The organism is Ruegeria sp. HKCCD6604 (assembly GCF_013110635.1).
GTDB lineage: Bacteria > Pseudomonadota > Alphaproteobacteria > Rhodobacterales > Rhodobacteraceae > Ruegeria.
In genome coordinates this window covers 1-25,100 of the sequence record NZ_WVQW01000003.1, presented here as the reverse complement: position 1 = coordinate 25,100, position 25,100 = coordinate 1, and the positions used below count along the sequence as shown (strand labels likewise).

The window sequence follows — 25,100 nt, the reverse complement described above, 5'->3', positions numbered from 1 at the left end:
TTAGCCCCCGATCCGCGCACCGCTTCCAGCTTCGAAGAGGTGACAGATATCCGTTGGCACCGAGAACGAGACCGTTTCGCCAATCTCGGCGCGGAATGCTTTGTCTGCTTTCACCGAAACCAGAGCTCCGCCGACCCGAACCGAGATCATGGTCGCATCGCCCAGCAGTTCCAGCGTATAGATCGGAGCGGTGATCTGACCTTTGCCATCGGCAAGGCTGGCATCTTCGGCCCTGAAACCCAGTGTCATTGGGCCATCCGGTGCATCCACCGCAATTTCGACATGTTCGGCGCGGAATATTCCGCCCGCCACTTCGCCGTCCATCAAATTCATGGCGGGTGAACCGATGAAGCTGGCGACGAACGTATTCGCGGGACGGTCATAAATTTCGGTCGGGCTTCCGACCTGCTGAACCACGCCCTGTTTCATCACGACGACGCGGTCCGCAAGGGTCATGGCCTCGATCTGGTCGTGGGTGACGTAAATGGTGGTTACAGCCAGCTCATGGCTCAGGTTCTTGATCTGGGCCCGAGTGGAAACCCGCAGCTTGGCGTCCAGATTGGACAACGGCTCGTCCATCAGGAACACGTTGGGTTCGCGCACGATGGCACGTGCCAGTGCCACACGCTGTCTCTGACCACCCGACAACTCGGCTGGCTTGCGATGCAGGAAATCGTCCAGTTCAACCATGGCGCTGGCGCGGCGCACTTTCTCGTCGTGTGTTGCCGGGTCGATACCACGCACTTTCAGCGGAAAGCGGATGTTCTCGTAAACGTTCATGTTGGGATACAGAGCGTAGCTTTGGAACACCATCGCCACGTCACGGTCCTTGGGTTCCAGATCATTGACTACGTTGCCGTCGACAAGGATTTCGCCCTCCGTCACGTCTTCGAGCCCGGCGATCATTCGCATGGTGGTTGTCTTGCCGCAGCCTGATGGGCCGAGCAGCACCAGAAACTCACGATCTGCAATCGTCAGGTCGAAATTGTGAACCCCAACGAATGAGCCCCATCGCTTGCCGACGTTCCGCAATTGAATTTCCGCCATGGTGCCCCCTGCAAGGAATCGTTTTGCATACGTTTGCAAAACTGTAATTCGCATGTATCAAATCAGGCAAGACTTTTTTGCATACGTATGCAAAAATAGCGGAAAAACCCGACTCAACCTGGCTTCACGCCGCTCGCAAAACTTTGACTACAATGGTAAATACCGTGAACTTTCAGACAGAAAAAAAACTAGTCTCTGCGTTTCACACCGCATTGGAATCCGCCGCAGTGACGGAAACTCCGAAGGTGATGAGCCAATTTTGCGCTCCGGATTCGAGGTGGCGCGGCTTTCATCCGTTCAACGAAATCAACGGCGCCGAACAGGTTGCCCGGCAATTCTGGCAGCCGCTGAAGGGCAGCCTTGCTCATTTGCAGAACCGAGTGGATATTCTGTTTGCGGGGCAAAACTCGTTGCGGAAAGAAACCGACGTTTGGGTTGTCGCCATGGGCCATCTGATGGGGCTGTTCGACCGACCGTGGTTGGGTATTCGCCCGACCGGCAAGATGGCGTTCCTGCGATATTGCGCGTTCTACAAGGTGGCTGGTGGCAGAATTGTCGAAACAGCGATGTATTTCGACATCCCGCACTTGATGGTCCAGGCTGGCCAGTACCCGTTTCCCCCGCAGACCGCGGCGCATTTGGTGCAGCCCGGACCAAGGTCCCATGATGGTTTGCTGCATGATGAGCAACCCGCTGACGAAGGCGAAAAAACGCTGGCGGTCATCAACGCGATGATCGCGGATCTGGGCCGTTGGGACAGCGGACTGTCGCTGGAAGAAGAATTGGCGCGCACGTGGCACCAGGACATGATATGGTGGGGCCCCGAAGGAATTGGCGCGACCTACACGATCGAACGCTATGCCAGACAACACTCTGGCCCGTTTCGCGCCGCCTTCACGGACCGGTCAAAGACCAATCACGTCTGCCGTCTGGCCGAAGGGCATTACGGCGGCTTCTTTGGATGGCCCAACTTCACTGCCACACCCACAGGGGGTTTCATGGGGATGCCGGCCACCGGAAAACCCGGCGAATTCAGGGTGATCGATATCTATCGCCGCGTCGAAGACAAGCTGGCCGAAAACTGGATCTTCATCGACTTGCTGCATTTCTGGAAAGGGCAGGGTGTGGATATTCTGGCGCGCACCACCGGGATTGAAGCATCATGAGGATAGATGCGCATCACCACCTGTGGGACCTTTCGGCCGTGCACTACCCCTGGCTCATGGAGAAAGGTATCGTTCGATTTTTCGGCGATCCGTCTTCCATCCAGCGGGACTATTTGCTCCCGGAATTTCGCGCAGACGCCGAAGCCATGGGGTTCGGCGCTTCGGTTCACATTCAGGTCGGCGCCGCTGAACCCTGGGCCGAGGCGCAGTGGGTACAATCCGTTGCCGACCAGTTCCCTGACTGGCCGCTGGTGCAGGTGGCATTCTGCGATCTGACCTCGGATGATCTGGATGCACAGCTCGACCGCCTTCAAACCCTGCCTTCGGTGCGTGGCGTTCGTCAGATTATTGGCCGCGCTCCGGGTGAAGACGCCTCAACTGGCACGAACGCGATACTTGAAGACCCAAAGTTCTTGACCGGTCTGAAGCAACTGGGCGCGCGTGGTCTTTCCTTTGATCTTCAACTGCTGCCAGTGCTGATGAGTCAAACCGCGAATATCCTTGCACAGGCCCCGGAGACCCGGATCGCTCTTTGCCACGCAGGTTCGCCATACGACCGGACCCCGCAAGGGTTGCGACGGTGGGCAGATGAATTGACGGCCTTGTCAAACCTGCCACATGTCTTTTGCAAACTCTCCGGCCTGGGAATGTTCGACCACAACTGGCATGCTGAAAGCGTCTCGCCGATCGTTTCAACCTGCCTGTCGCAATTTGGCGCCGATCGCTGCATGTTCGGATCGAATTTCCCGGTCGACAGCCTTACCTCGACCTACAAGGAAACCGTTTCCCGGCATGAGACGCTCATCCCGGGGGCGATGCTGGACGACGTCTTTCGCGGCACGTCAGAACGTTTCTATCGCATTGAATAGCGCCGGAAACGACAAACCGGACTTCCTGCATCGGTTTTCTGAAACGGCTTGGCAATCCCGGCGCGCCGGCTCTGAGGCTGACCGGCGGCCCGCAGGTTCATGTCACCTGTTTCCTTTGATCATCCATGCCCATCGAACACAGAATCGGGCTGTTTCTTTGGCGAGACTGAAATGTCGACTTGTCCGACAGTCCGGACCAATTGGTCAGGATCAGGCTTTGCGCGACGGCACCGCCCAGCGTGGTGCCGGGACCCGTAACAACGAAAAGATCCGGTGCGAACTCATGCGCGGCCTGTGCGACGGCATGGGTGAAATCATAAGTTTCGGTCACTTGATGGCCCAGGGTGTAATCCCAAAGCGCATTCGGGTCGCATGCTCCGGGCCACCATATCCGGCCACGCCCGTCGATCAGGGGCAGGTCCGGCTGCCGGAACAGGCCAGCGCTCAGTTGTGTGCGGCCCTGCGCCGAAACCGGAGCCTGAAGATGCGAATGGAACCCGGCATGGTTGGCCAATCGCATGGGAAAACGTTCCTGGACCACCGGTACCGCCTTTTCGAACGCGGCCAGACCGGCGTCGTCGCCTGCAAGCACCAACATGCCGCCCAGATCAATCGACAGGGTCAGCGTTGCATCGGTTCGGTCAATGTCATCCACCAAGGCAAGCAGCTCTGCCTTGCGGGCCTGGTCAGGATGCCAGTCGGAATCCATGAAAGGATAGATCAATTGTCCACCGATCATGTTTTCCTGCATCAGAGTGCCCATGGTGTTGACCACCTCGAACCCTCCTTCGGCGGACAGCGCACCGCCGCAGGCCAGTGCCGAATACCAGCCCATCGAATTTCCCGTCACCGCAACCACTTCGATTTTGTCAGGATTGATGGCGCGGAAATCGCCCAAAGTCGCGGCATAGATCAAAGCAGATGCATTGTCGCCGCGGGTATGCTTGGCAATGGAATATCGGGCCGCACCGTCCAGTTCGCTGAGCGTGTCTTGCCCCTGCGCGCGCCGCATGTCATCAAAGCGTCGCAACAGGGCCTTGTCGCTGAATTGCCGGCCCAAGACACCCAGTTCGGGTCTGTTGTAAGTACCGCGGCCAGGGCAGATGACGACGGCAGTCTGTTTGGCGGAACTCATGTGCCGGCCTCCATCAAGGATCGCGCGGCGGCTTCGATACTGTCCTTCGATGGCATGGTCGCAGCATAGGCCGGGCCTGTTGCGATAAAGCTGTCTTCTGCGGTGATGCGGGCCAGCGGCACATCGCTTGTTTCATGAAAATGCGCCATCAGAGCTTCGGCCACGCCGCCATGGTGGCGGGTTTCGTCGACGATCAGGATGCGTTCGGCCCCGGTCACGGCCTGTGTCAGTGCCGCTTTGGGCAAAGGGGACAACCAGCGCATATCGATGATCCGTGTCTTGATCCCGTCGGCCAGCAAGGCCGCGCGCGCCTGATGGCTGAGATAGACGCCGTTTCCAAAGGTGACGATGGCCAGATCGTCGCCGTCACCATCCACGCCCACCTCGCCGAAGCCGATCTTTTCAGAAGGGTCGGGATAGGTTTGCATCCAGCCGCCATCTCCGGCCTCGTGCAGGTCCCGCATCGGGTAGAGGGCGATGGGTTCGAGGAAAACGACCAGCCGCTGTTCTTCACGCGCCAGGCGCACGCATTCACGCAGCATCCGCGCGGCGTCGGCACCGTTCGACGGGCAGGCCAGGATCAGGCCCGGAATGTCGCGCAATACAGCGACCGAGTTGTCATTGTGGAAATGTCCGCCAAACCCTTTTTGATACCCCAGTCCGGCAATGCGCACGACCATCGGGTTGGTGTATTGACCATTCGAGAAAAAGGGCAGGGTGGCGGCCTCACCTCGCAGCTGATCCTCGGCATTGTGAAGATAGGCCAGAAACTGGATTTCCGGTATTGGCGTGAACCCGTTCTGAGCCATGCCGATCGCAAGGCCCAGGATCGACTGTTCGTCCAGCAACGTGTCGATCATCCGGTCAGGGCCAAACCGTGTTTGCAGCTTTTGGGTCACGCCGTAAACGCCGCCCTTGCGCCCGACATCTTCGCCCATCATGACGATCTCGCCAAGTTCCAGCATCAGATCTGTCAGTGCCCAGTTGATCAATCGCGACAGGATCTGCGGTTCGGAATGGGCCTTGAGATCGCCGCCGAACACCTCGGCCCGACGCTCGGGTGTTGGGCCATTGGTCGGCGCGCAGGGGCGTGTCGGCGGGATCAGGCTGGCCATCACCTCTTTTGCGTTTTGCAGGCGAGGGCGCGTGATGGCCTGTTCGGCCACGCGGGCGACCCGGGCGCAGGTATCATTGTAGACGCTCAGCGCCTGTTCCGGGCTCATCGCGCCGAACTGATCCAACAGGCGCACGGAATGCAGCAGCGGGTCGTTGGCTTCTTCGGCCTCAACCTCGGCTTTTGGCATATAGGTGGTTGGCATATCGGCCCCGGCGTGACCGTACAGGCGAACAGTCCGAACATGTAGGAAAGCAGGTTTCCTGCGGCTGCGCACATAGTCGGCCGCCTGTTGCGCAACGCGATAGGTGTCGAACAGATCCAACCCGTCGCACGAGAAATACTTCAGGCCCGGACGGTTGGCGAATGTGGCCGCGATCCAGCCTTTCGGCGTTTTGGTCGAGATACCGATCCCGTTGTCTTCGCAGCAGAACAGAAGGGGCAGAGGCACAGATTGAAAGGACGTCCACTGCGCCGTGTTGAACGCGCCCTGTGCGGTGGAGTGGTTGGCCGAGGCATCCCCGAACGAGCAATAGACGATGGCATCCTCGGGCATGTCTGCATGTTCAGGGCGATGACGCCGTGCAGCCGCGACGGCATATGCCGCGCCGACCGCCTTCGGCAGATGGCTGGCGATGGTCGAGGTCTGCGGCGGAATGCACAGCGCTTTCGATCCCAGAACCTTGTGACGCCCGCCACTGATCGGATCCTCGGAAGACGAGGCAAAGGACAGCAGAATATCCCATGTCGGGCTTTGGCCCGGCACCTGATCCGCGCGGGCAATCTGAAAGGCCGCATCGCGGTAGTGCAGAAAGGCCGGATCGGTCTGGCGCAGGGCCGCGGCAACGGCCGCCATGCCCTCATGCCCGGATGACCCGATCGTATAGAAGCCCTGGCCCGCCTTCTGCATCGCGCGGCTTTGCCGGTCCAGCGCGCGGCTCAGGCATTGCGCCCTGTAAAGCGCGACGGCTTCATGACCGCTCAGCGGCCCGGCCGGTGCGGACCCTTCGGGAAAGTCCCGCGCCGCAACACGGCGCAGGAAATTGTCATGCACGATTGCGGCGCGATCCATGTCAGATGTCCTTAGGCGAAGGCTTGCAGACCTGTCTGCGCACGGCCCAGGATCAGGGCATGCACATCATGGGTGCCTTCATAGGTGTTGACGGTTTCAAGGTTCACCATGTGGCGGATCACGTGGAAGTCCTGACTGATCCCGTTGCCACCATGCATGTCGCGGGCATGGCGGGCGATCTCAAGGGCCTTGCCGCAATTGTTCCGTTTGATCAGGCTGACCATCTCGGGCGCGGCGCGGGCTTCGTCCATCAGGCGACCCACGCGCAACGCGGCTTGCAGGCCCAGCGTGATTTCGGTCTGCATGTTGGCAAGCTTCAGCTGGAACAGTTGTGTCTGCGCCAGTGGACGGCCGAACTGTTTGCGGTCAAGCCCATATTGCCGGGCCGCGTGCCAGCACGCCTCGGCGGCGCCCATCGACCCCCAGGCAATGCCGTAACGCGCACGGTTCAGACAGCCGAACGGGCCTTTCAAACCTTCGACATTGGGCAGCAGGGCGTCCTCGCCGACCTCGACATTGTTCATCACGATCTCACCGGTGATCGAGGCGCGCAAGGACAGCTTGCCTTCGATCTTGGGCGCCGACAATCCAGCCGTTCCCTTGTCCAGGACAAAGCCCTTGATCTTGCCGCCATGCGCCTCGGATTTAGCCCAAACGACGAACACATCGGCGATCGGGGCGTTCGAAATCCACATTTTCGACCCGTTCAGCAAATAGCCGCCCTCGGTTTTCTTCGCGACAGTCTTCATCGAGCCGGGGTCCGAACCGGCATCGGGTTCCGTCAGCCCGAAGCAGCCGATAAATTCGCCGGTTGCCAGTTTGGGCAGGTACTTCTGGCGCTGCTCTTCGGTGCCGTAAGCGTAGATCGGATACATCACCAGGCTGGACTGCACCGACATCATCGAACGATAGCCGCTGTCCACACGCTCGACCTCGCGCGCGACCAGACCATAGGTCACATAGCTGGACCCAATACCGCCGTATTCCTCGGGAATGGTTGTTCCCAGCAAACCCATCTCACCCATCTCGCGAAAGATGGCCGGGTCGGTTTCTTCATTGGCAAACGCGGCAGTTACCCGAGGCAGCAGCTTGTCCTGCGCGTAGGCATGCGCAGCATCACGAACCATGCGTTCGTCTTCGGCCAACTGGTCTTCCAGCAGGAACGGATCGTCCCAGGTGAAGGGGCCAAGGTGCGGGGCGGATTGAGGTTTCATGCAAGTTTCCTTTCCACAGCGGTTTTCAGACGCGCAAGGCCCGCTGCAATTGTATCTTCAGCATATGCGAATGACAGGCGAAGATGGCCCGGCATCCCAAAGGCGCGGCCGGGCACCAGGGCAACGCCGGCATCTTCCAGCAACCACGTGCAGAATTCCGCGTCGCTGTCAAATGGTCCGCCTTGTTCCTTCAACAGGCCAGTGCAGGACGGAAAGGCGTAAAACGCCCCGTCCGGGGTGGAACAGCGCAGCCCGGGTACTGCGTTCAACCCGTCGACGACCAGATCGCGGCGCGCGGCAAAGAGGGCGCGACGCTCCTCCAGCAACTCGGGGTCGCAAGTGATGGCGGCCAGCGACGCCCATTGCGAGATCGAGCATGCCCCCGATGTGACCTGACCCTGAACAGCGACCATGGCGCTTATCAGATCGGACGGTCCGATCCCCCAGCCGATGCGCCATCCGGTCATCGACCACGCCTTGGCCGCACCGTTGACGATCAGCATGCGATGGGTCAGCGCTGGGGCGGCTTCGGCCGCGGACGTGAAAGGTGCAAAGCTGAGATGGCGATAAATCTCATCGGCCAGAACCCAGACCTGCGAGTGACGCTCCAGCACTTTTGCCAGCCCCGCAATTTCTTCCTTCAAGTAAATCGCGCCCGACGGGTTCGAGGGTGAGTTCAGCATAAGCCAGCGCGTGCGCGGTGTGATGGCGGCTTGCAATTGTTCAGGCAGCAGTTTGAAGCCCTGCTCCATCGGGCAGGGCAGAACCACCGGCACCCCACCTGCCATCCGGACAATATCGGAATAGCTGGTCCAATAGGGGGCGGGCATGATGACCTCGTCGCCGGGGTTCAGGCTGGCCAGCATCGCATTTGCGATCACCTGTTTCGCGCCTGTTGATACGATGACCTGAGCCATCTCGGCACCTGCCTGTCGGGCAATTTCCGTGCGCAGTTCAGGCACACCCGCAGTGGGCGGGTACCTGGTTTTGCCCTCCAGTGCCGCTGAATGCGCAGCTTCGACCACATGGGGCGGCGTCGGCAGGTCCGGTTCGCCGGTTGACAGCGCCAGAATATCACGCCCTTGGGCGCGCAGGCGGGCGGCGGCCTCTGAGATCTGGACAATTTCCGACAATTCGATACCGTTCAACCGGTCAGCGCGCTGGAACACCATGAACCTTCCTCTGCAAACGGGTTCGGTTTTAGCCACAAAGTCACTTGAGAAAAATACGCCAATGAGTATCTTTTCAGTGACTAAAACTCATGAATTCCATGCCCCGGATCAACTCACTGCCATCGCTGGCCCTTATGCGCAGTTTCGAAGCCGCCGCGCGCCATGAAAGCTATACCATGGCGGCCGAAGAGCTTGGCGTGACGCAAAGCGCGATCAGCCGCCAGGTCCGAGAGCTTGAGGCCGCGATTGGCGTTACGCTGTTTCGGCGGGTTGGACGCGCAGTGCGCCTTTCCAAAGCGGGGCGGGCCTTGCGGGACGAGCTGGCAGGTGATCTTGAACGTCTCAGTGGTACGATCAACCGTGCGATTGCAGCCGGAGACGGTGCGTCGCTTTTGACCCTGGCCGTCCTGCCCACCTTTGCGACACGGTGGCTGGTGCCGCGCCTGCCGGATTTTAAAACGCGTCATCCCGGGATCGAACTGGATCTGCACTCTTACACGACGCCTTTCAGCCTTGAAGAACGACGTATGGATCTGGCCATCCATTTCGGGCAGGAGGATTGGCCGGGCGCGCAATTGCGCAGGTTGTTCCCCGAGCTTCTGGTGGTCACGGCAGCACCCGCGCTGCTGAGACGTCACAGGCTTGACACCCGCGCGCAAACCTTCGAGTTGCCGCTTTTGCATCTGACCTCGCGCCCCGAGCTGTGGTCTACCTATCACTTTCAGATCGGGCTGGATCCGGGAGCGGTTTTTCCGGGGATGCGGTTTGATCAGTTCTCGATGCTGATCGAGGCCGCCGTCGTCGGTTTGGGTGCCGCCATTCTGCCCTCGTATTTGATTGAAGAAGAGCTGGCGTCCGGCGTTCTGACCGAAATCGGCCAGATCGCCAACACGTCGAACAGCGCCTATTACATCGCGACGCCAACAGGTCAGAAGAACGACGCCGTTCAAGTTTTTGCAAACTGGATCAGCAAGCAGACGCGGGCACGCGGGTAACTGGTCAAATACAGAAGATCGAACTCATTGCCCGCAGGCACATCTCAGGCGAAAATCTGTTTGAGCCAGGTTTCAAACATCTGTTTTGCAGCAGAGTTCGCGTTTGATCTCTGACCATCGACAAGGAAATGGCTCTGTTCGATTGGAACGGCGTCCCCGACAATCGCGATGGACCTTCCGGCCTTGATTGCGGTTCTGGCAAAGCGCTCAAGGATTACTGCGTAACCTCCACCTTCCGCCACGATGTCCACGGCGGCAATTGTCGTGTCCACGGTGAAGCAAGACGCCGCAGGAGAATATTCTGTGCCGAAAGCGGAAAAATACCGGTGCCACATGTCCTGAAATCCCAAAATCTGTATCTGGGGTTTGACCAGCAGTTCTTCCGTCGAAGGCCATTTCCGATCTCGTGATCCGGCTGCAACCGGAACGATACGCTCATCCGAGATCTTGCTGAACGGCCCGTCGTTCCATTCCCCGTTTCCCAAACGCAGCTCGACATCGACGTTTTCCCTGCCCGCGGATTCTGCCCAGATATTTGAAACCAACCTGATCGATACACCCGGGTGTGCGCGTGAAAACTCGGGCAATCTGCCGGCAAGGAACAAGCTGGCCGTGGAAATCGGCGCGCGCACGACCAGCTCGTGCTTGTGACTGGAGCCAAACAGGCTTGCGGTTGACAGGTCGATATCGCCCAAGGCACGCCGAACTGAAAACGCATACGCCTGCCCGACCTCTGTCAGGCTGAGGTTGCGCGCGGCACGAAAGAACAAAGGGCAGCCCAGCTGTGCTTCCAATGAGCGGACGTGCAGGCTCAAGGCCGTCTGTGTGATGCCAAGCTCTTCTGCCGCAGCAGTAAAGCTCATATGCCGTGCGGCACAGTCAAAAGACCGCAGCCAGACCAGATTGGGCGATTTTGACATTTCCAGCACCAAAAAATTTTATGGATACTGGCGATATTTATTCGTTTTACATGCTGCATTCAACGCCCGTAGATTTCATCAGGGAAAAACAGCGCTGGTCCTCTGATTGGCCACCGGAAAGGGAACGCAGGTATGAAAGTTGGATTTATCGGCCTTGGAAATGTCGGCGGGAAACTCAGTGGCAGTTTGCTGCGCAATGGCGTTGATTTGACCGTACATGATCTGAACTCTGACCTGGTGTCAGGTTTCGTCGACCGCGGGGCAAAGGCTGCCGAGAATCCGGCACAACTGATGCGGGATTGTGATGCGGTGATCACCTGCCTGCCTTCTCCGGCGGCTTCGGACGCTGTGATGCAGGACATGCTGCCCGAAGTGACCGCGGGCAAAATCTGGATGGAGATGTCCACCACGGATGAAGCAGAGGTCAAGCGTCTGGGTGCGATGGTGAAGGAACGCGGTGGCGCTGCTGTCGATTGTCCGGTTTCGGGCGGGTGTCATCGGGCGGATACCGGCAACATTTCGATTTTTGCCGGATGTGATCGCGCCACGTTCGAACGTATTCTGCCCTTTCTGACCACGATGGGGCGTCGCATTCTGCACACAGGCGAACTGGGATCTGCTTCGGTGCTGAAAGTGCTGACCAACTATCTGGCCACCGCAAACCTGATCACCTGTTCAGAGGCGCTTGTCGTCGCCAAGGCCGCCGGAATGGATTTGAACACGGCGTATGAGGCAATGAAGATCAGTTCGGGGACATCCTTCGTGCATGAAACCGAAAGCCAGGTTATCCTCAACGGATCTCGCGATATCTCGTTCACGATGGACCTGGTGTTGAAGGATATCGGCCTGTTTCAGGAGGTGGCGGATCGCGCCGGGGTGCCGCTGGAGATCAATCCGCTGATGATCGAGATTTTCAGGGACGGGATCGAGAAATACGGCCCTCGTGAGTTTTCCCCCAACATCATCCGCCGGCTCGAAGACAAAACCGGGCTGGATATTCGCGCGCCGGGGTTCCCATCGGAAATGCTGGACGATGAACCCGAAGAGCCCGGTTACGAAGTGATCCCGCAAGGATCTGACCTGAAGGCCGCCGAATAGGGCGGTGCGCGGCGGGCAGGAAACGGATCTATAGTATGGCGGATCATCATTCTTGCGCCGTTACATTCGCCGACATGGGGGGATCCTGCACCACGCCTGAAGCAAATCGGCTGGAACGTCTGGCCGTTTTTCGTGCCGCCGTTTCTGAGGGGAACGGTTCGCTTTCCGCTGCCGGTGTCCGCAAGAAACCGGATGGGCGGGGCAGGTTGCGCAAGGCGCTCGATAACCACCGCCCGTTCCACGAATAGGTCACATCATGTATCGCCGGCCATCACGCAAATATCCTTACGAGCCGCCTCCGGCCTGGTCCTGAAAAAGGCGACTTTATTCAGGAAAGGACAATCACGTGACGACCCAAGACGCGAACCCTCAGGACACCACCAAGGCAAACCCCGAGCGCGGCCCCATGAGCCGCGAATGGCATTGGCACCCGGACTTGCCGGTGAAATACGCCCCGTACTGGAACTGGCCGCCGAAAATCGGCGTCCTGGCGAAATGGGTTTGGCAGAACTGGCTTCAGTTCTCGGACCGCTCGATCTTTCTGGCCTTGGCCTTCCTTGTGGCCTTCTGGGTACAACCCGTCGATGCCGGGCAGGCCTCGTTTGCCCCGGGCTGGATGTCATGGGTATTCATTCGGAACTGGGTGCTGCTGTTGATCGTCGCCGGTGGTCTGCACATGTGGTTCTACGGCGTTGACGGGCAGGGAAAGCTGCTGAAATACGACCCACGGCCTTACATGAAGCGCAAGAACGCTTTGTACAAGTTCGGCTATCAGACCTGGGACAACATCTACCATTCGATGGTCTTTGGCGCGACATTCCTGTCGATGCTGGAGTGCTTTCTGCGCTGGATGTACGCCAACAATTACATCGCCACGCTCAGCTTCGCTGTACATCCGGTCTGGTTCGTGCTGCTGTTTCCGATCCTGGCGATCTGGCAGAGCTTTCATTTCTACGTTGTGCATCTGTTTCTGCACCAGCCATTCATCTACAGACATGTTCACGCCGTGCATCATCGCAACGTCAACACCGGCCCATGGTCGGGCATGTCGATGCATCCGGTCGAGGCTTTGGGGTACCTCAGTGCCATCCTGATCGTGCTGGTACTGCCCAGCAACCCGGTGCACATGATCTTTCTGGGGTATTGGCTGATGTTGGGTGCCGCCTCGTCTCATTCCGGGTACGAGGCCATCTGGGCGCGCGACCGTCAGGCGTTGTTGATCGGGGCGTTTTTCCACCAATTGCATCACCGGTATTACGAATGCAATTACGGCAACGCGGAAATGCCCTGGGACAAGTGGTTCGGAACCTATCATGATGGCTCGGAAGAGGCCACGAAACGGACTCGCAACCGCAAACGTGACATGCACGCCAAACAGAGCGGCAGGCAACGCGACGCGCGCGCAGATGGCGCTGCCTCGGTCGATCGTTTGTCTTGCCCGACGACGCTTGACTGAACCGACCCCGTTGGCGAAATCCTGACCCTGAACGAAACTGGGCGCGCGGGGCCGGATGGCATTTCCTTCGAGCCCGATTATACTGGGCAAATGAAAGATACCGCTCCAGACTGGTTTGAAACCTGTGTCAGCCGGCTGACCACGACAAGCACCCAGCGGGTGTGGTCTGTTCTGGTCACGATTTTCGGCGATCTGGCGCAGGATGGATCAGATCAGATCAGCGGATCACTCATCACCGCGCTTACGCGTCTGGCGGGGATCAGGGCCGAGGCCACGCGTGTTGCGTTGCATCGGTTGCGCAAGGAAGGCTGGATTGAAAGCACGCGGGTCGGTCGGAACAGTGTGCACAGGCTGACCAGCTTTGGCCGCCGTCAAAGCGTTGCAGCCGCACCGCGTATCTATTCCCGCGACCCGAACATGCCGGATATCTGGCATGTCCTCATCGCCAGCAACTCGGAAAGTTCCCGAAAGGAATTGTCGGACCTGATGCTGACAGGGGATTACTTCTCGCTGAATGCGTCCACGGCCATGGCGCCCGGGCCGATGCCGCATGATCTTGAAGAGCTTCTGGGATTCGAGAGCGACACGATGTCCGTCCCGAACTGGCTTCGCGACCTGTGCGGGCCGGAGCCGTTGAAAACCGCCTATGATCAGTTCTGGGATGCCATTCAGGTTGTTGAGCGGCTTTTGCCCGCAGAGGGGGCGGGCGATCCGATGCGGTCGGCGGTTCTGCGCGTACTGGTGGTGCATGCCTGGCGACGTATCGTTCTGCGCCACCCAAGCCTGCCACCGGTTTTCCTGCCGGACGACTGGAAAGGCGCCGCGTGCAGAGAAGCTGTCTCACACTTGTTGGACAGGCTGCCGCGCCCCTCGCTATCGAGCTTGGAAGCCGAGCTGATGGACTGACCCACAGCGGGGCAAAGTTCGGGCGAGCTGCTGGATGTCCTGCCATTGTTAAGAAGGGCTGCGTCGTCTTTTTTGCAGTCAAGAAAACCTCTTTGGTCAGCAGTCACCTTTAATGTTACAAGATGTGCGATACATGAGAAGATTGAGTAACATAAGACTTGCATCGAATCAGGGGAAGATTTATTAACCGACCAGACGGTTGATATTGTTCCGTGGGAACAGGAGTACTCTAAGATGGACGCTTTCATTTGTGACGCGACGCGCACTCCGATCGGACGCTACGGAGGAGCGCTTTCGTCGGTCCGCACAGATGATCTGGCTGCTCTGCCGTTGGCGGCATTGAAGGCGCGCAACCCTCAGGTCGACTGGGCCAGTGTTGACGACGTGATCTATGGCGATGCCAATCAGGCGGGCGAGAGCAACCGAAACGTTGCGCGTATGGCGGCGCTGTTGGCGGGTTTACCGATTGATGTGCCGGGAACGACGGTGAACCGTCTGTGTGCCAGCGGCATGGATGCCGTGGGAATGGCGGCGCGCGGCATCAAGGCGGGCGACTATGATTTGGTCATTGCTGGTGGCGTGGAAAGCATGTCACGCGCGCCGTTCGTCATGCCCAAGGCAAGCTCGGCGTTCACTCGCAGCAACGCGGTTTACGACACCACGATCGGATGGCGTTTCGTGAACCCGAAGATGAAGCAGGCATACGGCGTCGATTCCATGCCGCAAACGGCCGACAATGTCGCCGAAGATTATGGTATCAGCCGGGAAGACCAGGATGCCTTTGCCGCGCGCAGCCAGTCCCGCTGGGCCGCCGCGCATGCGGTTGGGGTGTTCAAGGATGAAATCACCCCGGTTTCGGTTCCCCAGCGCAAGGGCGATCCGATTGTCGTTGATACGGACGAGCACCCGCGCCCGGGAACTACGGCAGAAAAACTCGCGGGTCTGAAAGGTGTGAACGGGCCCGACAAAACCGTGACGGCGGGAAATGCGTCCGGTGTGAATGATGGCGCGGCGGCGATCCTGATGGCGAATGAGGCCGCAGCAGCCAAGAACGGCCTGACCCCGATGGCCCGTGTGGTTGGCATGTCGGTTGCGGGTGTTGCGCCACGTGTGATGGGCATCGGCCCGGTGCCGGCCAGCCGCAAGGTGTTGGCCCGGGCAGGGCTGAGCGTGGATCAGATGGACGTGATCGAACTGAACGAGGCGTTTGCGTCTCAGGGCCTTGCCACTTTGCGCGAGCTGGGTCTTCCCGACGACGCGCCCCACGTGAACCCCAACGGTGGCGCAATAGCGCTGGGCCATCCCCTTGGCATGAGCGGTGCGCGTCTTGTGCTGACCGCGGCCTATCAATTGAAACGTACCGGCGGGCGCTATGCCCTGTGCACCATGTGTGTGGGTGTCGGGCAGGGTGCGGCCCTTATACTTGAACGCGTGTAACGGAGGAGACGGGACATGTATGCTCAGATGGTAGAATCCGAAGCGTCGAATGAAGATCCGGACAAGCTTGCTGAATTCCAGGCGCGGATCGACGCGGATATCAAGATCGAGCCAAAGGACTGGATGCCGCACGGGTATCGGAAGACGCTGATCCGTCAGATTGGACAGCACGCTCATTCCGAGATTGTGGGCCAATTGCCCGAAGGCAACTGGATCACGCGCGCGCCGACGCTGGAGCGGAAGGCGATCCTTCTCGCCAAGGTGCAGGACGAGGCCGGGCACGGTCTTTACCTGTATTGTGCCGCCGAAACGTTGGGTGTCAGCCGCGATGAACTGACCGAGATGCTGCTGGATGGCCGCATGAAATATTCGTCGATCTTCAATTACCCGACCTTGAACTGGGCCGATATCGGTGCCGTCGGGTGGCTGGTTGACGGGGCGGCGATCATGAACCAGGTGCCGCTGCAAAGAACGTCCTACGGGCCGTATTCGCGCGCCATGATCCGCATCTGCAAGGAAGAAAGCTTTCACCAGCGCCAGGGTTACGATGCCATTCGCAAAATGGCCGAAGGTACGCCCGAGCAACGCAAGATGGCGCAGGATGCGATGAACCGCTTCTGGTACCCGTCACTGATGATGTTCGGCCCCTCCGACAAGGACTCGGTGCATTCGGCCCAGTCGATGGCGTGGAAGATAAAGATCAACACCAATGATGAGCTGCGCCAGAAATTCGTCGACCAGACCGTGCCGCAGGCTGAATATCTGGGTCTGACAATCCCTGATCCGGATCTGAAGTGGAACGAAGAGCGGGGGCATTACGACTTTACCGAACCCGACTGGTCGGAATTCTTTGACGTGATCAAAGGCAACGGCCCGTGCAACGTGGATCGGCTGGCCGCGCGCAACAAGGCATGGGACGACGGCAAGTGGGTCCGTGACGGGCTGCTGGCCCACGCCCGCAAGAAACAGGCCGGCAATCTGGCTGCTGAATAAGCTTACCCTGAGGAGGATACCCGATGAATACCGAATGGCCCCTGTGGGAAATCTTCATCCGCGGTCAGCATGGGATGAGCCACCGACATGTCGGTTCGCTACATGCCCCTGACGCGGAAATGGCAATCAAGAACGCGCGCGATGTCTACACCCGCCGCAACGAAGGCGTCTCGATCTGGGTGGTCGAAGCCAACAACATCTCGGCGTCGTCGCCCAGCGACAAAGGCCCGCTGTACGAACCGAGCCAAAGCAAAGTTTACCGCCACCCGACTTTCTTCGACATTCCCGATGAAGTGGGGGCAATGTGATGACCCGGGACGAGGCATTTCTGCAATTCCTGCTGCGGATGGGGGACAACACCCTGATCCTCGGCCATCGTGTCAGTGAGTGGTGCGGCCATGCGCCGGTTCTGGAAGAAGACATAGCGCTGGCCAACACTGCGCTGGACCTGATTGGTCAGACCCAAATGTGGCTGGGCCTTGCCGGAGAGGCGGATGGTGGCAAAAGCGCCGACGATCTGGCCTTCCTGCGCGACGCCTGGGATTTCCGCAACGTGTTGCTGGTCGAGGTGCCGAACGGCGATTTCGGCCGTACGCTGATGCGTCAATTCCTGTTCGATGCGTGGCACTCGATCATGCTGGGGCGCCTGATGGCTTCCTCGGACGAGCGGGTCGCGGCAATCGCCGCCAAGGCCAGCAAGGAAGTGACCTACCATCTGGAACGTTCGGGCGACACGGTTGTCGGGCTTGGCGACGGAACCGAGGAAAGCCATGTACGGATGCAGGACGCACTGGATTACCTGTGGCCCTATGTGGGCGAGATGTTTGCCAGCGACGAGGTGGACGCCCAGATGGTCGCCGCAGGGATCGCGCCGAACCCGGCGGATTTGCGAGAGGAATACGACGCTCTGGTTGAGCGGGTCCTCAATCAGGCGACGCTGACCATTCCGGAAAGCCGTTTTGCCCATAAAGGTGGCCGCGACGGGCGCATGCATACCGAACATCTGGGCCATCTGCTGACTCAGATGCAATGGCTGCAACGCGCCTATCCCGGAGCAAAGTGGTAAAAGCGGATGCGGGTCTCGACTGACCAGATATGGAGCTGGCTGGATGCCGTGCCCGATCCAGAAATCCCGGTGATTTCCGTCGTGGATTTGGGCATCGTGCGCGATGTGCGCTGGGACGCTGACACGCTGGTCGTAACCGTCACGCCAACGTATTCCGGTTGTCCGGCGACATCCATCATCAGTATGGATATCGAAACCGCCCTGCGCGATCACGGCATCGGGGATCTGCTCATAGAAACCAGCATTTCACCCGCCTGGACCACCGATTGGCTCAGCGAAAAAGGCCGCGCCAAGCTGGAAGATTATGGCATTGCGCCGCCGCAACCCGCGGGCGGCCCGGATCGCTGCCCCCATTGCGGCAGCAAAGCAGTCGAAAAGGTCAGCCAGTTCGGCTCGACCCCGTGCAAGGCCCATTGGCGCTGCGCGGACTGTCTGGAACCCTTTGACTATTTCAAGTGCATCTGAGGAGGAGCACCGGATGGCACGTTTTCACGACCTGAAAGTCACCGACATCCACAAAACCATCCGCGATGCGGTTGTCGTTACGCTTGAGCCCGTTAACGGCGCAGCGGAACAGTTCGACTTCGCCGCCGGCCAGTACCTGACGTTCCGGCGCGAATTCGACGGTGAAGAACTACGCCGCTCCTACTCCATCTGTGCCGGCAAGGATGACGGTGTTCTTCAGGTTGGCATAAAACGTGTCGAGGGTGGCGCATTCTCAAGCTGGGCAAATGAAGAGCTCAACATAGGTGACGTCGTGCAGGCGATGCCGCCCATGGGCAATTTCCATGTACCCATCGATGCGGATGCGGAAAAACAATACCTTGGCTTCGCCGGCGGATCGGGGATCACGCCTGTTCTGTCGATCCTCAAAACCACATTGGCGCGCGAACCCAAATCCCGATTTACGCTGATCTATGCCAACAAGGGCATCAACACGATCATGTTCCGCGAGGAACTGGAGGATCTGAAAAACCTCTATATGGGCCGGCTGAACGTCATCCACATTCTGGAAACCGACGCGCAGGAGATTGACCTGTTTACCGGTCTGGTAACGCAGGAAAAATGCCGCGAGCTGTTCAAGCACTGGATCGATGTCAAGAATGCAGACACCGCATTCATCTGCGGACCAGAGCCGATGATGCTGGGTATTGCCGCCGCTCTGCGGGAACACGGACTTGAGGACAGCCAGATCAAGTTCGAACTCTTCGCAAGCGCCCAGCCGGGTCGGGCCAGGCGCAAGACAGACGCCGCCGACGCAGGCACGCAGGCAAACCAGACCAGTGCTTCGATCACACTGGACGGCGCGACGCAGACCGTCACCTTGCCGAAGGATCAGTCCATTCTGGATGCCGCCCTGGAAAACGCCATGGACGCACCTTACGCCTGCAAGGCCGGGGTCTGTTCAACCTGCCGCTGCCGTGTTCTTGAGGGCGAAGTCGAGATGCTCGCCAATCACGCGCTGGAAGATTACGAGGTCGAAAAAGGTTACGTGCTGAGTTGTCAGGCTTACCCGGTGACCGACCGCGTGGTCGTGGACTACGACCAGTAAAGGGAGAGGATCAATGACCGACGCCATGACACTTGACAGCTATCTGGCCGCAGGCGGAGTGCTGACCAATCCGACCAACGTACCGCCGCGTTACCGCGCCGAGCTGATGAAACTGATGGCTACGTTTGTAGACAGCGAACTCGCAGGTGCCGCAGGCTTTGCTGATGTCATCAACCAGGGCCCCGGCATAAAGGAACGCATCGCGGCGGCGAAGATCGTGTTGGAAAAGACGGACCATGCGGATCGGGTTCTGAAAATCATGGGTGAGTTCGGCGCCGACACGGATCGTTATGCCACGCATCACCCGTGGACTGCCCGGTTGGATCGAAAAGCGGATATCGGCGCGACCCGCAGTGAACATGACATGCGGCTTGCGGTGTTCAATTATCCGATTTCCGGTTGGACTGATGCCGTCGTCATGAACCTGCTGATGAGCCGTGCCGTGGCAGAGCAACTGGCGGAGTTCTCGACCGTCTCTTACCAGCCACTGGCCGAGGCTTTCCGGCAGATCGCACCGATCGAGGCGCATCACGGCGAACTGGCGTTGGAAGGCGCTGTGAAGCTGGTTGAAAACGGAGCGTCGCAAGACATGCAAGACGCTGTGGACTATTGGTGGCCACGCGTAGCAGTGTCTTTCGGGAGGGATGACCCGAACCGATTTGAGCATCTGAGATCACTTGGTTTGCGCCATAGCACCAACGCTGCCCTTCGGGAACGTTGGGCTCGGTCAGCGGACGAAGCTCTGAAACAGTTGGGTTTGAAATCACCCTCATAGTGCCACGATGCATCCAATTTCAAGGTACTTCAGGGTACACGTCCTAGAAAACAGAGCGGTGACACGCGTGATCCTTTCTGGTTGACTGACGAGCAGGAGGCCAGGCTCGCCCCCTTCTTAGCAGGGTCGCTTGGCAAGCCTCTGGCTGATGACAAAGGGGTATTAAGCGGGACTATCTTCATCAATCGCAATGGTTCGCGGTGGCGCGACGTTCCCGAGAAATACAGAGCGCACAACTCGCTTTACAGCCGGAGAAAGCGTTGGTGCGAGAAAGGTATCTTCGCCGGAATGCTGGCCGGCCTTGTTGCCGGGCAGGGCGAGAAGAAGACTGTGATGATCCCTATCGTGGCATCATTGGCGTGCCGCCCTGTTGGGCAATAAGCGCGACCTGTTCCAGGATCTTCCAATCAGCGATCGCACCCGCAGCAACAGTCGTTTACTGGTTAGGAATCGCGACCCCAGAGCCTGTTTTGAAGTTCATGGTTTTCTTTTCGTCGGTCGCTCCATTCTGATAGTTCTGTTTACATTTGCACATCACCTTGCATACGATCCGGTTGAATTCTTTCGATTGTTCTAACGCAAAGGTTTGATGCCATGGCAGAAACGCTGGACCTGCATAAGTTCGAGAACCTAAGTCCTTTCCAGATCAAAGACGAACTCATAAAGCTGGCGCAGAGTGAGTCGCGCCAAATGGCGCTGCCATATTTGAACGCAGGGCGCGGCAACCCGAATTGGATCGCTACCAAGGCGAGAGAGGCGTTCTTCCTTTTGGGTCAGTTCGCGATGACCGAGGCACAGCGACATCGCAATGAACCACAAGTTGGACTAGCCGGTATGCCACAAGGGCCGGGATGTTACGAACGGCTCAAGGCATACTGCGCCGACACGTCGAAAAAAAACGGTCCTCCAGGCGCAGATACTTTGGTGGCCGTGGTGGACTTGGCGATTGAAAAATTTGGTTTCACAGCAGACGATTTCGTACTCGAATTGACCGACGGTATCATTGGCGACCACTACCCGATGCCGGACAGGTGCTTGGAACACAATGAGGCGATCGTCCACGAATACGTGATGTGGGCAATGTGCGCAGGCCATCGGCCCGACGCAAAGTTCGATATCTACGCAGTAGAGGGCGGAACTGCTGCAATGTGCTATATTTTCAAGGCGCTCAAGAACCAGCGGTTGCTTAATGCAGGCGACACAATTGCATTGGGCACGCCGATCTTCACGCCTTATCTGGAGATGCCAGTGCTTGAAGATTACGGGTTGAATACTGTGGATGTGTCTTCTGCTGAAGAAGATCATTTTCAACTTAACGACAACGATTTTGAACTGTTGGCCGATCCCAAAGTCAAAGCGCTGTTCTTGGTCAACCCAGGGAATCCATCCTCTGTCGCGATCAGCCCCGAAGTCATGACCCGACTTGTGGACTTCGTTAAAACCCGCCGTCCTGACCTGATCATATTGACAGATGATGTCTACGGCACCTTCGTACCTGACTTTCAATCGGTGATGGGGCATCTTCCTGAAAACACGATCGGGGTTTACTCCTACTCGAAGTATTTCGGTTGCACGGGCTGGCGTCTGGGCGCAATTCTGGTGGCCGAGAACAACATCTTCGACAAGATGATTGCTGAGGCACCGGACGAGACCAAAGCTGTGGTGAACGCCCGGTATGAATCGCTGACCCCCGACCCGTCCTCGTTCAAGTTCATTGATCGGATTGTCGCCGACAGCCGGGATGTCGCACTAAATCACACTGCGGGTCTGTCGGTGCCACAACAAGTGATGATGACATTATTCTCGCTTGTTGAATTGATGGACCAAGAGAAAGTTTATCAGAAATTCTGTTGGGGTATCTTGAAGCACCGTTTTGATGAACTGGTCGACGGATTGGGCGTTGAAGTCGCCGACAACCCGTTGTTTGACAAGTATTATGGCATCATAGATTTTGAGTTCTGGCTGCGGAAATACGTCGGCGAAGATGTGGTTGAATGGATCAAGGAAAACGTTCACCCGTTGGATATCTCGTTCAAACTGGCACAGGACCACGGGATCGTGCTGTTGAACGGGTCCGGTTTTGATGCGCCCAACTGGTCTGCACGCGTGTCTTTCGCCAATTTGGACGACAGCGCCTATCGCCAGATCGGTCGTGCTGTACGGGCTGTGGCCGTTGGATATGTGCAGGCTTATCGCGCGTCAAAAGGATTGCCGTTGCACGGTTAAAGACATGGCCGCTGAGGACGCAGGCGACCCAAACTATCAGCCTGTCTTCTCAGCGGGTCATGCCCTAGCCGCATGCCACATGGTCGCGTTCGAAAGTTGAGGTAATTCTGAAGCGACTTACGGTACAAACGCCACAACGAGCGGGCCCCAGAGCGTCAAAAAGATATTTGCAACCGCATAGGTCATAGTAAACGCTGGCGTAGGGGTGGAGTTCCCTGCCTTTTCAAGCAACGTTGCAAACCCCGGGTTCCCGGACCGGGACCCGGTAACAACCGCGCAGGCTTCGACCGGGTTTTTGATGCGCAAGACATAGTAGTTAATTGGGAATTGAACAATCATTGGCATCATTGTAACCAGGACTCCCAACAGAAGCAGGGTAACGCCGTACTGTTGAATTGCTTCCAGAGCAGGCTTACCGGCATTCAAACCAACAACCCCGACGAATACCGCCAATCCGAAACTCTGCAGAAAATTTGCGGCCCCATGGTTGATCCCGCCGATCTTGGGTCGGCGAATACGCAAATACCCGATTATCAACCCTGTCACGAGGCACCCAAGGCCCGAGCCGAGCGACACTTTGGTTCCAGCGATCACGAAGCTAATTTCGCCAATCAAATAGCCAATTGCCACACCAATCCCCAGCGCGATGAAATTTGTGGCCGACGCCAATGGCGGTACATATCCCGCCTCTTTTGCCGCACGGTTCAAGTCGTCTTTGTGGCCGACGATGCAGATCTCATCGCCTGCATGAATTTCTGTATTTTGCAGCACCGGCACTTCGTGACCCATTCGGGTAATTTTTGAGATGTGAACGCCGCGTCGTTGATCGGCTGTTAGGGCTTCGCGCAATTCGGCAAGAGTTTTACCTGTCAGTTTCCGATTAGTGACAACAACATTTCGACGTTCTTCCACCACCGTCAATTCAGGTGGGTACTCACCAATTTCTCCGCTTGCACTACCTTCGAACCGGGTCAGGGTTGTAACAAGCCCCGATACAACGATGACGTCTCCTGGGCTGATAATCATGTCCGGTTTTGGATCTAACGGCGCACCTTCATGCAGAAGTTTCTCGACGATCAGGTCGCCGTCGTAAGTGTTTTCGATGGATTTAACTGACTTTCCTGCGATCGAGGCGTCGGAACCTACCTGATAGGCACGGGCGTTAAAGCGGTTCATTGGGAGGAACTCGCCTTCTTCCAGTTTGCGGCCACCCCCGCTGAGTTTTTGGGCCAGCTTAATCGCCTCTCTACGCAGATCCACGCGCATTATGATTGGAATAACACTCACCGCCAAAATTGGCCCGATCGAGCCGAAGATGTAAGTGACTGAATATCCCACGGCGATGTTGGTTTTGAGCTTTTCCGCTTCGTCAGCGGCCAGCCCAAGTAGGTCGATGGCATTTCCAGCGGTACCAATGATTGCGGATTGCGTAAGCCCTCCTGCGGCCAGCCCGGCGGCCAACCCTTTGTCCAACCCAGCCAAACGGGCGACCACCACCACAAAGAAAAGTCCCCAGACAGTCATCATAAATGCAGCCAGTAACTTGGTAAGTGCGGTTCGGTTCAGAGCTGCAAAAAATTGAGGGCCACCATTATAGCCGACCATAAAAATGAAGAGAGAGAAGAAAATATTCTGGACATCGGTGCTTAGGTTAATGCCCCCGATTTGACCTACAAGAACGGCCACCAAAAGGGTTCCGGCGATGCCACCAAGTTCGAACTTGCCGACCCTGAACTTTCCAACGCCGTAACCTAAGCCCAGACAAAGAAACAGCGCCATAATCGGGAAGGTACGAAGCTGCTCAGAAATCAATTCCATTTTGAAATCTCCTGCGTCTCTCTTCAGGGTCGTTCCGATCAAGATACAGTGACTAACTATATTGAAAACAAAAAAAACTACGTGACTGACGTAGCGCGAGGATTTAAGAGCACAGCGCTTCGCATCTCTATTCCGGCGGAAAGGTTTCGAAAAAGAGCTAATATACTTGGGCGAGGATTCCCAGTCAGTGGATGACGGTTTCTTTGAGTGCGGTCGCTGATTGGAAGACCCCGGATCAACGGTGATGGCGGGTTGCCGCACGCCTCCAATTCTTAAGCCCGCCAAACATAGTCTCGATGCAGTTGCGGCGCTTGTCTTCCTTGACTGGCATCACGGCCACGTTCCCCAAGCAGCCAATCCACATTTGGGATGCTACTGAGCAGAGCCCGGGCGTCGATGCAATCACTGTCGCTCCCGGCGGTCACGAACAGGTTGAGCGGGCGACCCTGGCCATCGCAGGCGGGCATCAGCTTGGTATTCATGCCGCCCTTGGTGCGCCCGATCAGGCGGCCACGCCCCCCTTTTTTCGGCCATACTGGTCTCGGTGTCGTGTGCGATGAGATAAGTCGCGTCCATTGCCCGGCAGGGGATCGAGGTCTTCCTTTCGCCGTGCCCGGCAACCAGCTCGGCCAACATTCAGGTGAAGTTACCTTTCTTGCACCAATGCTTCCACCGGCTGTTAAGCGTCTTGTGAGCTCTGTATTCCTCGGGAGTATCGCGCCACCGCGAAACATTGCAGTTGATGAAGATAATCCCGCGTAACACCGGTTTGTCATCAACCCGAGGGTTGCCGTGCGACTTCACGAAGAAGGGGGCATGCCTACCGATCTGCGCGCCGGTCAACCAGAAAAAATAACGCGTGTTACCGCTTCGTTTTTCAAGCCGTGAACCGTGCCGCGCAGTGAATACGGATGCTTCATGGCATCATATATGAAGTAGCTGCCGATTTTTTCGGTCTGGGAGTTGATCCGCTCTGTTGAGCAGCCTCATCTGACTGGTCCAAATTGATTGTTAGTGCATTGTCGGCCTGCGATCTATTGGTATGATGGTTTCGGGCGCTGGCGGGCGA

General features: G+C 57.9%; 22 protein-coding genes and 2 pseudogenes. 16 read left to right on the top strand and 8 right to left on the bottom strand.

Annotation, left to right across the window (positions count from 1 at the left end):
• A complete protein-coding gene (locus GS614_RS10160; RefSeq protein ID WP_152460110.1) occupies positions 1-1,047 on the bottom strand; it encodes an ABC transporter ATP-binding protein in 1,047 nt (348 codons plus the stop codon).
• Between the two features lie 152 nt (positions 1,048-1,199).
• Between GS614_RS10160 and GS614_RS10155 the strand changes: the two genes are divergently transcribed.
• Complete coding sequence (locus tag GS614_RS10155; RefSeq protein WP_171726179.1) at positions 1,200-2,213, top strand: ester cyclase; 1,014 nt, start codon at positions 1,200-1,202, stop codon at positions 2,211-2,213.
• Entirely contained in the window at positions 2,210-3,082 is an 873-nt protein-coding gene (locus tag GS614_RS10150; protein WP_171726178.1) for an amidohydrolase, read from the top strand. The genes GS614_RS10155 and GS614_RS10150 overlap by 4 nt, the downstream gene beginning before the upstream one ends.
• 97 nt (positions 3,083-3,179) lie before the next feature.
• Here GS614_RS10150 and GS614_RS10145 read toward each other — a convergent pair whose 3' ends face one another.
• The 4 genes from GS614_RS10145 to GS614_RS10130 are packed head-to-tail and all read right to left on the bottom strand — an operon-like array spanning position 3,180 to position 8,789.
• The gene (locus GS614_RS10145; protein ID WP_171726177.1) at positions 3,180-4,217 is read right to left on the bottom strand and encodes an ACP S-malonyltransferase; all 1,038 of its coding nucleotides are present in this window, start codon (positions 4,215-4,217) and stop codon (positions 3,180-3,182) included.
• Entirely contained in the window at positions 4,214-6,403 is a 2,190-nt protein-coding gene (locus GS614_RS10140) for a thiamine pyrophosphate-dependent enzyme (protein WP_171726176.1), read from the bottom strand. The genes GS614_RS10145 and GS614_RS10140 overlap by 4 nt, the downstream gene beginning before the upstream one ends.
• An 11-nt stretch (positions 6,404-6,414) precedes the next feature.
• A complete protein-coding gene (locus GS614_RS10135; protein ID WP_171614977.1) occupies positions 6,415-7,617 on the bottom strand; it encodes an acyl-CoA dehydrogenase in 1,203 nt (400 codons plus the stop codon).
• Positions 7,614-8,789: a pyridoxal phosphate-dependent aminotransferase gene (locus GS614_RS10130; protein ID WP_171726175.1), complete on the bottom strand. Its 1,176-nt coding sequence runs from the start codon at positions 8,787-8,789 to the stop codon at positions 7,614-7,616. The genes GS614_RS10135 and GS614_RS10130 overlap by 4 nt, the downstream gene beginning before the upstream one ends.
• A gap of 89 nt (positions 8,790-8,878) precedes the next feature.
• Here GS614_RS10130 and GS614_RS10125 point away from each other — a divergent pair, with 89 nt between their 5' ends.
• Positions 8,879-9,784, top strand: coding sequence for a LysR family transcriptional regulator (locus tag GS614_RS10125; RefSeq protein WP_216601146.1), 906 nt, complete (start codon positions 8,879-8,881; stop codon positions 9,782-9,784).
• 44 nt (positions 9,785-9,828) lie between these two features.
• Here GS614_RS10125 and GS614_RS10120 read toward each other — a convergent pair whose 3' ends face one another.
• Positions 9,829-10,704, bottom strand: a complete 876-nt coding sequence (locus GS614_RS10120) for a LysR family transcriptional regulator (protein ID WP_171726173.1) — start codon at positions 10,702-10,704, stop codon at positions 9,829-9,831.
• 132 nt (positions 10,705-10,836) lie between these two features.
• Here GS614_RS10120 and GS614_RS10115 point away from each other — a divergent pair, with 132 nt between their 5' ends.
• The 13 genes and pseudogenes from GS614_RS10115 (at position 10,837) to GS614_RS10055 (ending at position 22,213) form a co-directional block, all read left to right on the top strand.
• Positions 10,837-11,802, top strand: a complete 966-nt coding sequence (locus GS614_RS10115) for an NAD(P)-dependent oxidoreductase (protein ID WP_171726172.1) — start codon at positions 10,837-10,839, stop codon at positions 11,800-11,802.
• Between the two features lie 35 nt (positions 11,803-11,837).
• Positions 11,838-12,050 (top strand): hypothetical protein, encoded by a 213-nt coding sequence (locus GS614_RS10110; RefSeq protein WP_171205953.1) that lies wholly within the window; start codon positions 11,838-11,840, stop codon positions 12,048-12,050.
• 98 nt (positions 12,051-12,148) lie between these two features.
• Complete coding sequence (locus tag GS614_RS22445) at positions 12,149-13,258, top strand: sterol desaturase family protein (RefSeq protein ID WP_171726171.1); 1,110 nt, start codon at positions 12,149-12,151, stop codon at positions 13,256-13,258.
• Between the two features lie 90 nt (positions 13,259-13,348).
• Positions 13,349-14,164, top strand: coding sequence for a PaaX family transcriptional regulator C-terminal domain-containing protein (locus tag GS614_RS10100; protein WP_171118418.1), 816 nt, complete (start codon positions 13,349-13,351; stop codon positions 14,162-14,164).
• Between the two features lie 234 nt (positions 14,165-14,398).
• Positions 14,399-15,601 (top strand): 3-oxoadipyl-CoA thiolase, encoded by a 1,203-nt coding sequence (gene pcaF, locus GS614_RS10095; protein ID WP_171726170.1) that lies wholly within the window; start codon positions 14,399-14,401, stop codon positions 15,599-15,601.
• A 15-nt stretch (positions 15,602-15,616) separates the two neighbouring features.
• Positions 15,617-16,594: a 1,2-phenylacetyl-CoA epoxidase subunit PaaA gene (gene paaA, locus GS614_RS10090; protein WP_171118422.1), complete on the top strand. Its 978-nt coding sequence runs from the start codon at positions 15,617-15,619 to the stop codon at positions 16,592-16,594.
• A gap of 23 nt (positions 16,595-16,617) precedes the next feature.
• Positions 16,618-16,902 carry a 1,2-phenylacetyl-CoA epoxidase subunit PaaB gene (paaB, locus tag GS614_RS10085; protein WP_171118424.1) on the top strand — a complete coding sequence of 95 codons (285 nt, stop codon included), beginning with the start codon at positions 16,618-16,620 and terminating at the stop codon, positions 16,900-16,902.
• Positions 16,902-17,660 (top strand): 1,2-phenylacetyl-CoA epoxidase subunit PaaC, encoded by a 759-nt coding sequence (paaC, locus tag GS614_RS10080; protein WP_171726169.1) that lies wholly within the window; start codon positions 16,902-16,904, stop codon positions 17,658-17,660. Before paaB ends, paaC begins: the two co-directional genes overlap by 1 nt.
• Positions 17,661-17,666: 6 nt before the next feature.
• Positions 17,667-18,125, top strand: coding sequence for a 1,2-phenylacetyl-CoA epoxidase subunit PaaD (gene paaD, locus GS614_RS10075; RefSeq protein ID WP_171229245.1), 459 nt, complete (start codon positions 17,667-17,669; stop codon positions 18,123-18,125).
• Positions 18,126-18,138: 13 nt separating this feature from the next.
• Positions 18,139-19,212, top strand: coding sequence for a 1,2-phenylacetyl-CoA epoxidase subunit PaaE (gene paaE, locus GS614_RS10070; protein WP_171363207.1), 1,074 nt, complete (start codon positions 18,139-18,141; stop codon positions 19,210-19,212).
• Positions 19,213-19,225: 13 nt separating this feature from the next.
• Entirely contained in the window at positions 19,226-19,987 is a 762-nt protein-coding gene (locus GS614_RS10065; RefSeq protein WP_152460127.1) for a Phenylacetic acid catabolic protein, read from the top strand.
• A gap of 81 nt (positions 19,988-20,068) precedes the next feature.
• Positions 20,069-20,326 (top strand): annotated as a pseudogene (locus GS614_RS10060) (transposase); the annotation flags it as partial.
• A 255-nt stretch (positions 20,327-20,581) separates the two neighbouring features.
• A complete protein-coding gene (locus GS614_RS10055) occupies positions 20,582-22,213 on the top strand; it encodes a bifunctional aspartate transaminase/aspartate 4-decarboxylase (protein WP_171726168.1) in 1,632 nt (543 codons plus the stop codon).
• A gap of 117 nt (positions 22,214-22,330) precedes the next feature.
• On the opposite strand, the gene aspT is transcribed toward GS614_RS10055, so the two are convergent.
• Positions 22,331-24,031: an aspartate-alanine antiporter gene (gene aspT / locus GS614_RS10050; protein WP_171726167.1), complete on the bottom strand. Its 1,701-nt coding sequence runs from the start codon at positions 24,029-24,031 to the stop codon at positions 22,331-22,333.
• 235 nt (positions 24,032-24,266) lie between these two features.
• A pseudogene (locus tag GS614_RS10045) lies at positions 24,267-24,874 on the bottom strand (transposase).
• Between the last annotated feature and the right edge of the window lie 226 nt (positions 24,875-25,100).

What these genes read in the sequence shown, in the direction of transcription:
- GS614_RS10160 (WP_152460110.1), bottom strand. Translation starts at nt 1,047, where the DNA reads ATGGCGGAAATTCAATTGCGGAACGTCGGCAAGCGATGGGGCTCATTC.
- GS614_RS10155 (WP_171726179.1), top strand. Translation starts at nt 1,200, where the DNA reads ATGGTAAATACCGTGAACTTTCAGACAGAAAAAAAACTAGTCTCTGCG.
- GS614_RS10150 (WP_171726178.1), top strand. Translation starts at nt 2,210, where the DNA reads ATGAGGATAGATGCGCATCACCACCTGTGGGACCTTTCGGCCGTGCAC.
- GS614_RS10145 (WP_171726177.1), bottom strand. Translation starts at nt 4,217, where the DNA reads ATGAGTTCCGCCAAACAGACTGCCGTCGTCATCTGCCCTGGCCGCGGT.
- GS614_RS10140 (WP_171726176.1), bottom strand. Translation starts at nt 6,403, where the DNA reads ATGGATCGCGCCGCAATCGTGCATGACAATTTCCTGCGCCGTGTTGCG.
- GS614_RS10135 (WP_171614977.1), bottom strand. Translation starts at nt 7,617, where the DNA reads ATGAAACCTCAATCCGCCCCGCACCTTGGCCCCTTCACCTGGGACGAT.
- GS614_RS10130 (WP_171726175.1), bottom strand. Translation starts at nt 8,789, where the DNA reads ATGGTGTTCCAGCGCGCTGACCGGTTGAACGGTATCGAATTGTCGGAA.
- GS614_RS10125 (WP_216601146.1), top strand. Translation starts at nt 8,879, where the DNA reads ATGAATTCCATGCCCCGGATCAACTCACTGCCATCGCTGGCCCTTATG.
- GS614_RS10120 (WP_171726173.1), bottom strand. Translation starts at nt 10,704, where the DNA reads ATGTCAAAATCGCCCAATCTGGTCTGGCTGCGGTCTTTTGACTGTGCC.
- GS614_RS10115 (WP_171726172.1), top strand. Translation starts at nt 10,837, where the DNA reads ATGAAAGTTGGATTTATCGGCCTTGGAAATGTCGGCGGGAAACTCAGT.
- GS614_RS10110 (WP_171205953.1), top strand. Translation starts at nt 11,838, where the DNA reads ATGGCGGATCATCATTCTTGCGCCGTTACATTCGCCGACATGGGGGGA.
- GS614_RS10100 (WP_171118418.1), top strand. Translation starts at nt 13,349, where the DNA reads ATGAAAGATACCGCTCCAGACTGGTTTGAAACCTGTGTCAGCCGGCTG.
- pcaF (WP_171726170.1), top strand. Translation starts at nt 14,399, where the DNA reads ATGGACGCTTTCATTTGTGACGCGACGCGCACTCCGATCGGACGCTAC.
- paaA (WP_171118422.1), top strand. Translation starts at nt 15,617, where the DNA reads ATGTATGCTCAGATGGTAGAATCCGAAGCGTCGAATGAAGATCCGGAC.
- paaB (WP_171118424.1), top strand. Translation starts at nt 16,618, where the DNA reads ATGAATACCGAATGGCCCCTGTGGGAAATCTTCATCCGCGGTCAGCAT.
- paaC (WP_171726169.1), top strand. Translation starts at nt 16,902, where the DNA reads ATGACCCGGGACGAGGCATTTCTGCAATTCCTGCTGCGGATGGGGGAC.
- paaD (WP_171229245.1), top strand. Translation starts at nt 17,667, where the DNA reads ATGCGGGTCTCGACTGACCAGATATGGAGCTGGCTGGATGCCGTGCCC.
- paaE (WP_171363207.1), top strand. Translation starts at nt 18,139, where the DNA reads ATGGCACGTTTTCACGACCTGAAAGTCACCGACATCCACAAAACCATC.
- GS614_RS10065 (WP_152460127.1), top strand. Translation starts at nt 19,226, where the DNA reads ATGACCGACGCCATGACACTTGACAGCTATCTGGCCGCAGGCGGAGTG.
- GS614_RS10055 (WP_171726168.1), top strand. Translation starts at nt 20,582, where the DNA reads ATGGCAGAAACGCTGGACCTGCATAAGTTCGAGAACCTAAGTCCTTTC.
- aspT (WP_171726167.1), bottom strand. Translation starts at nt 24,031, where the DNA reads ATGGAATTGATTTCTGAGCAGCTTCGTACCTTCCCGATTATGGCGCTG.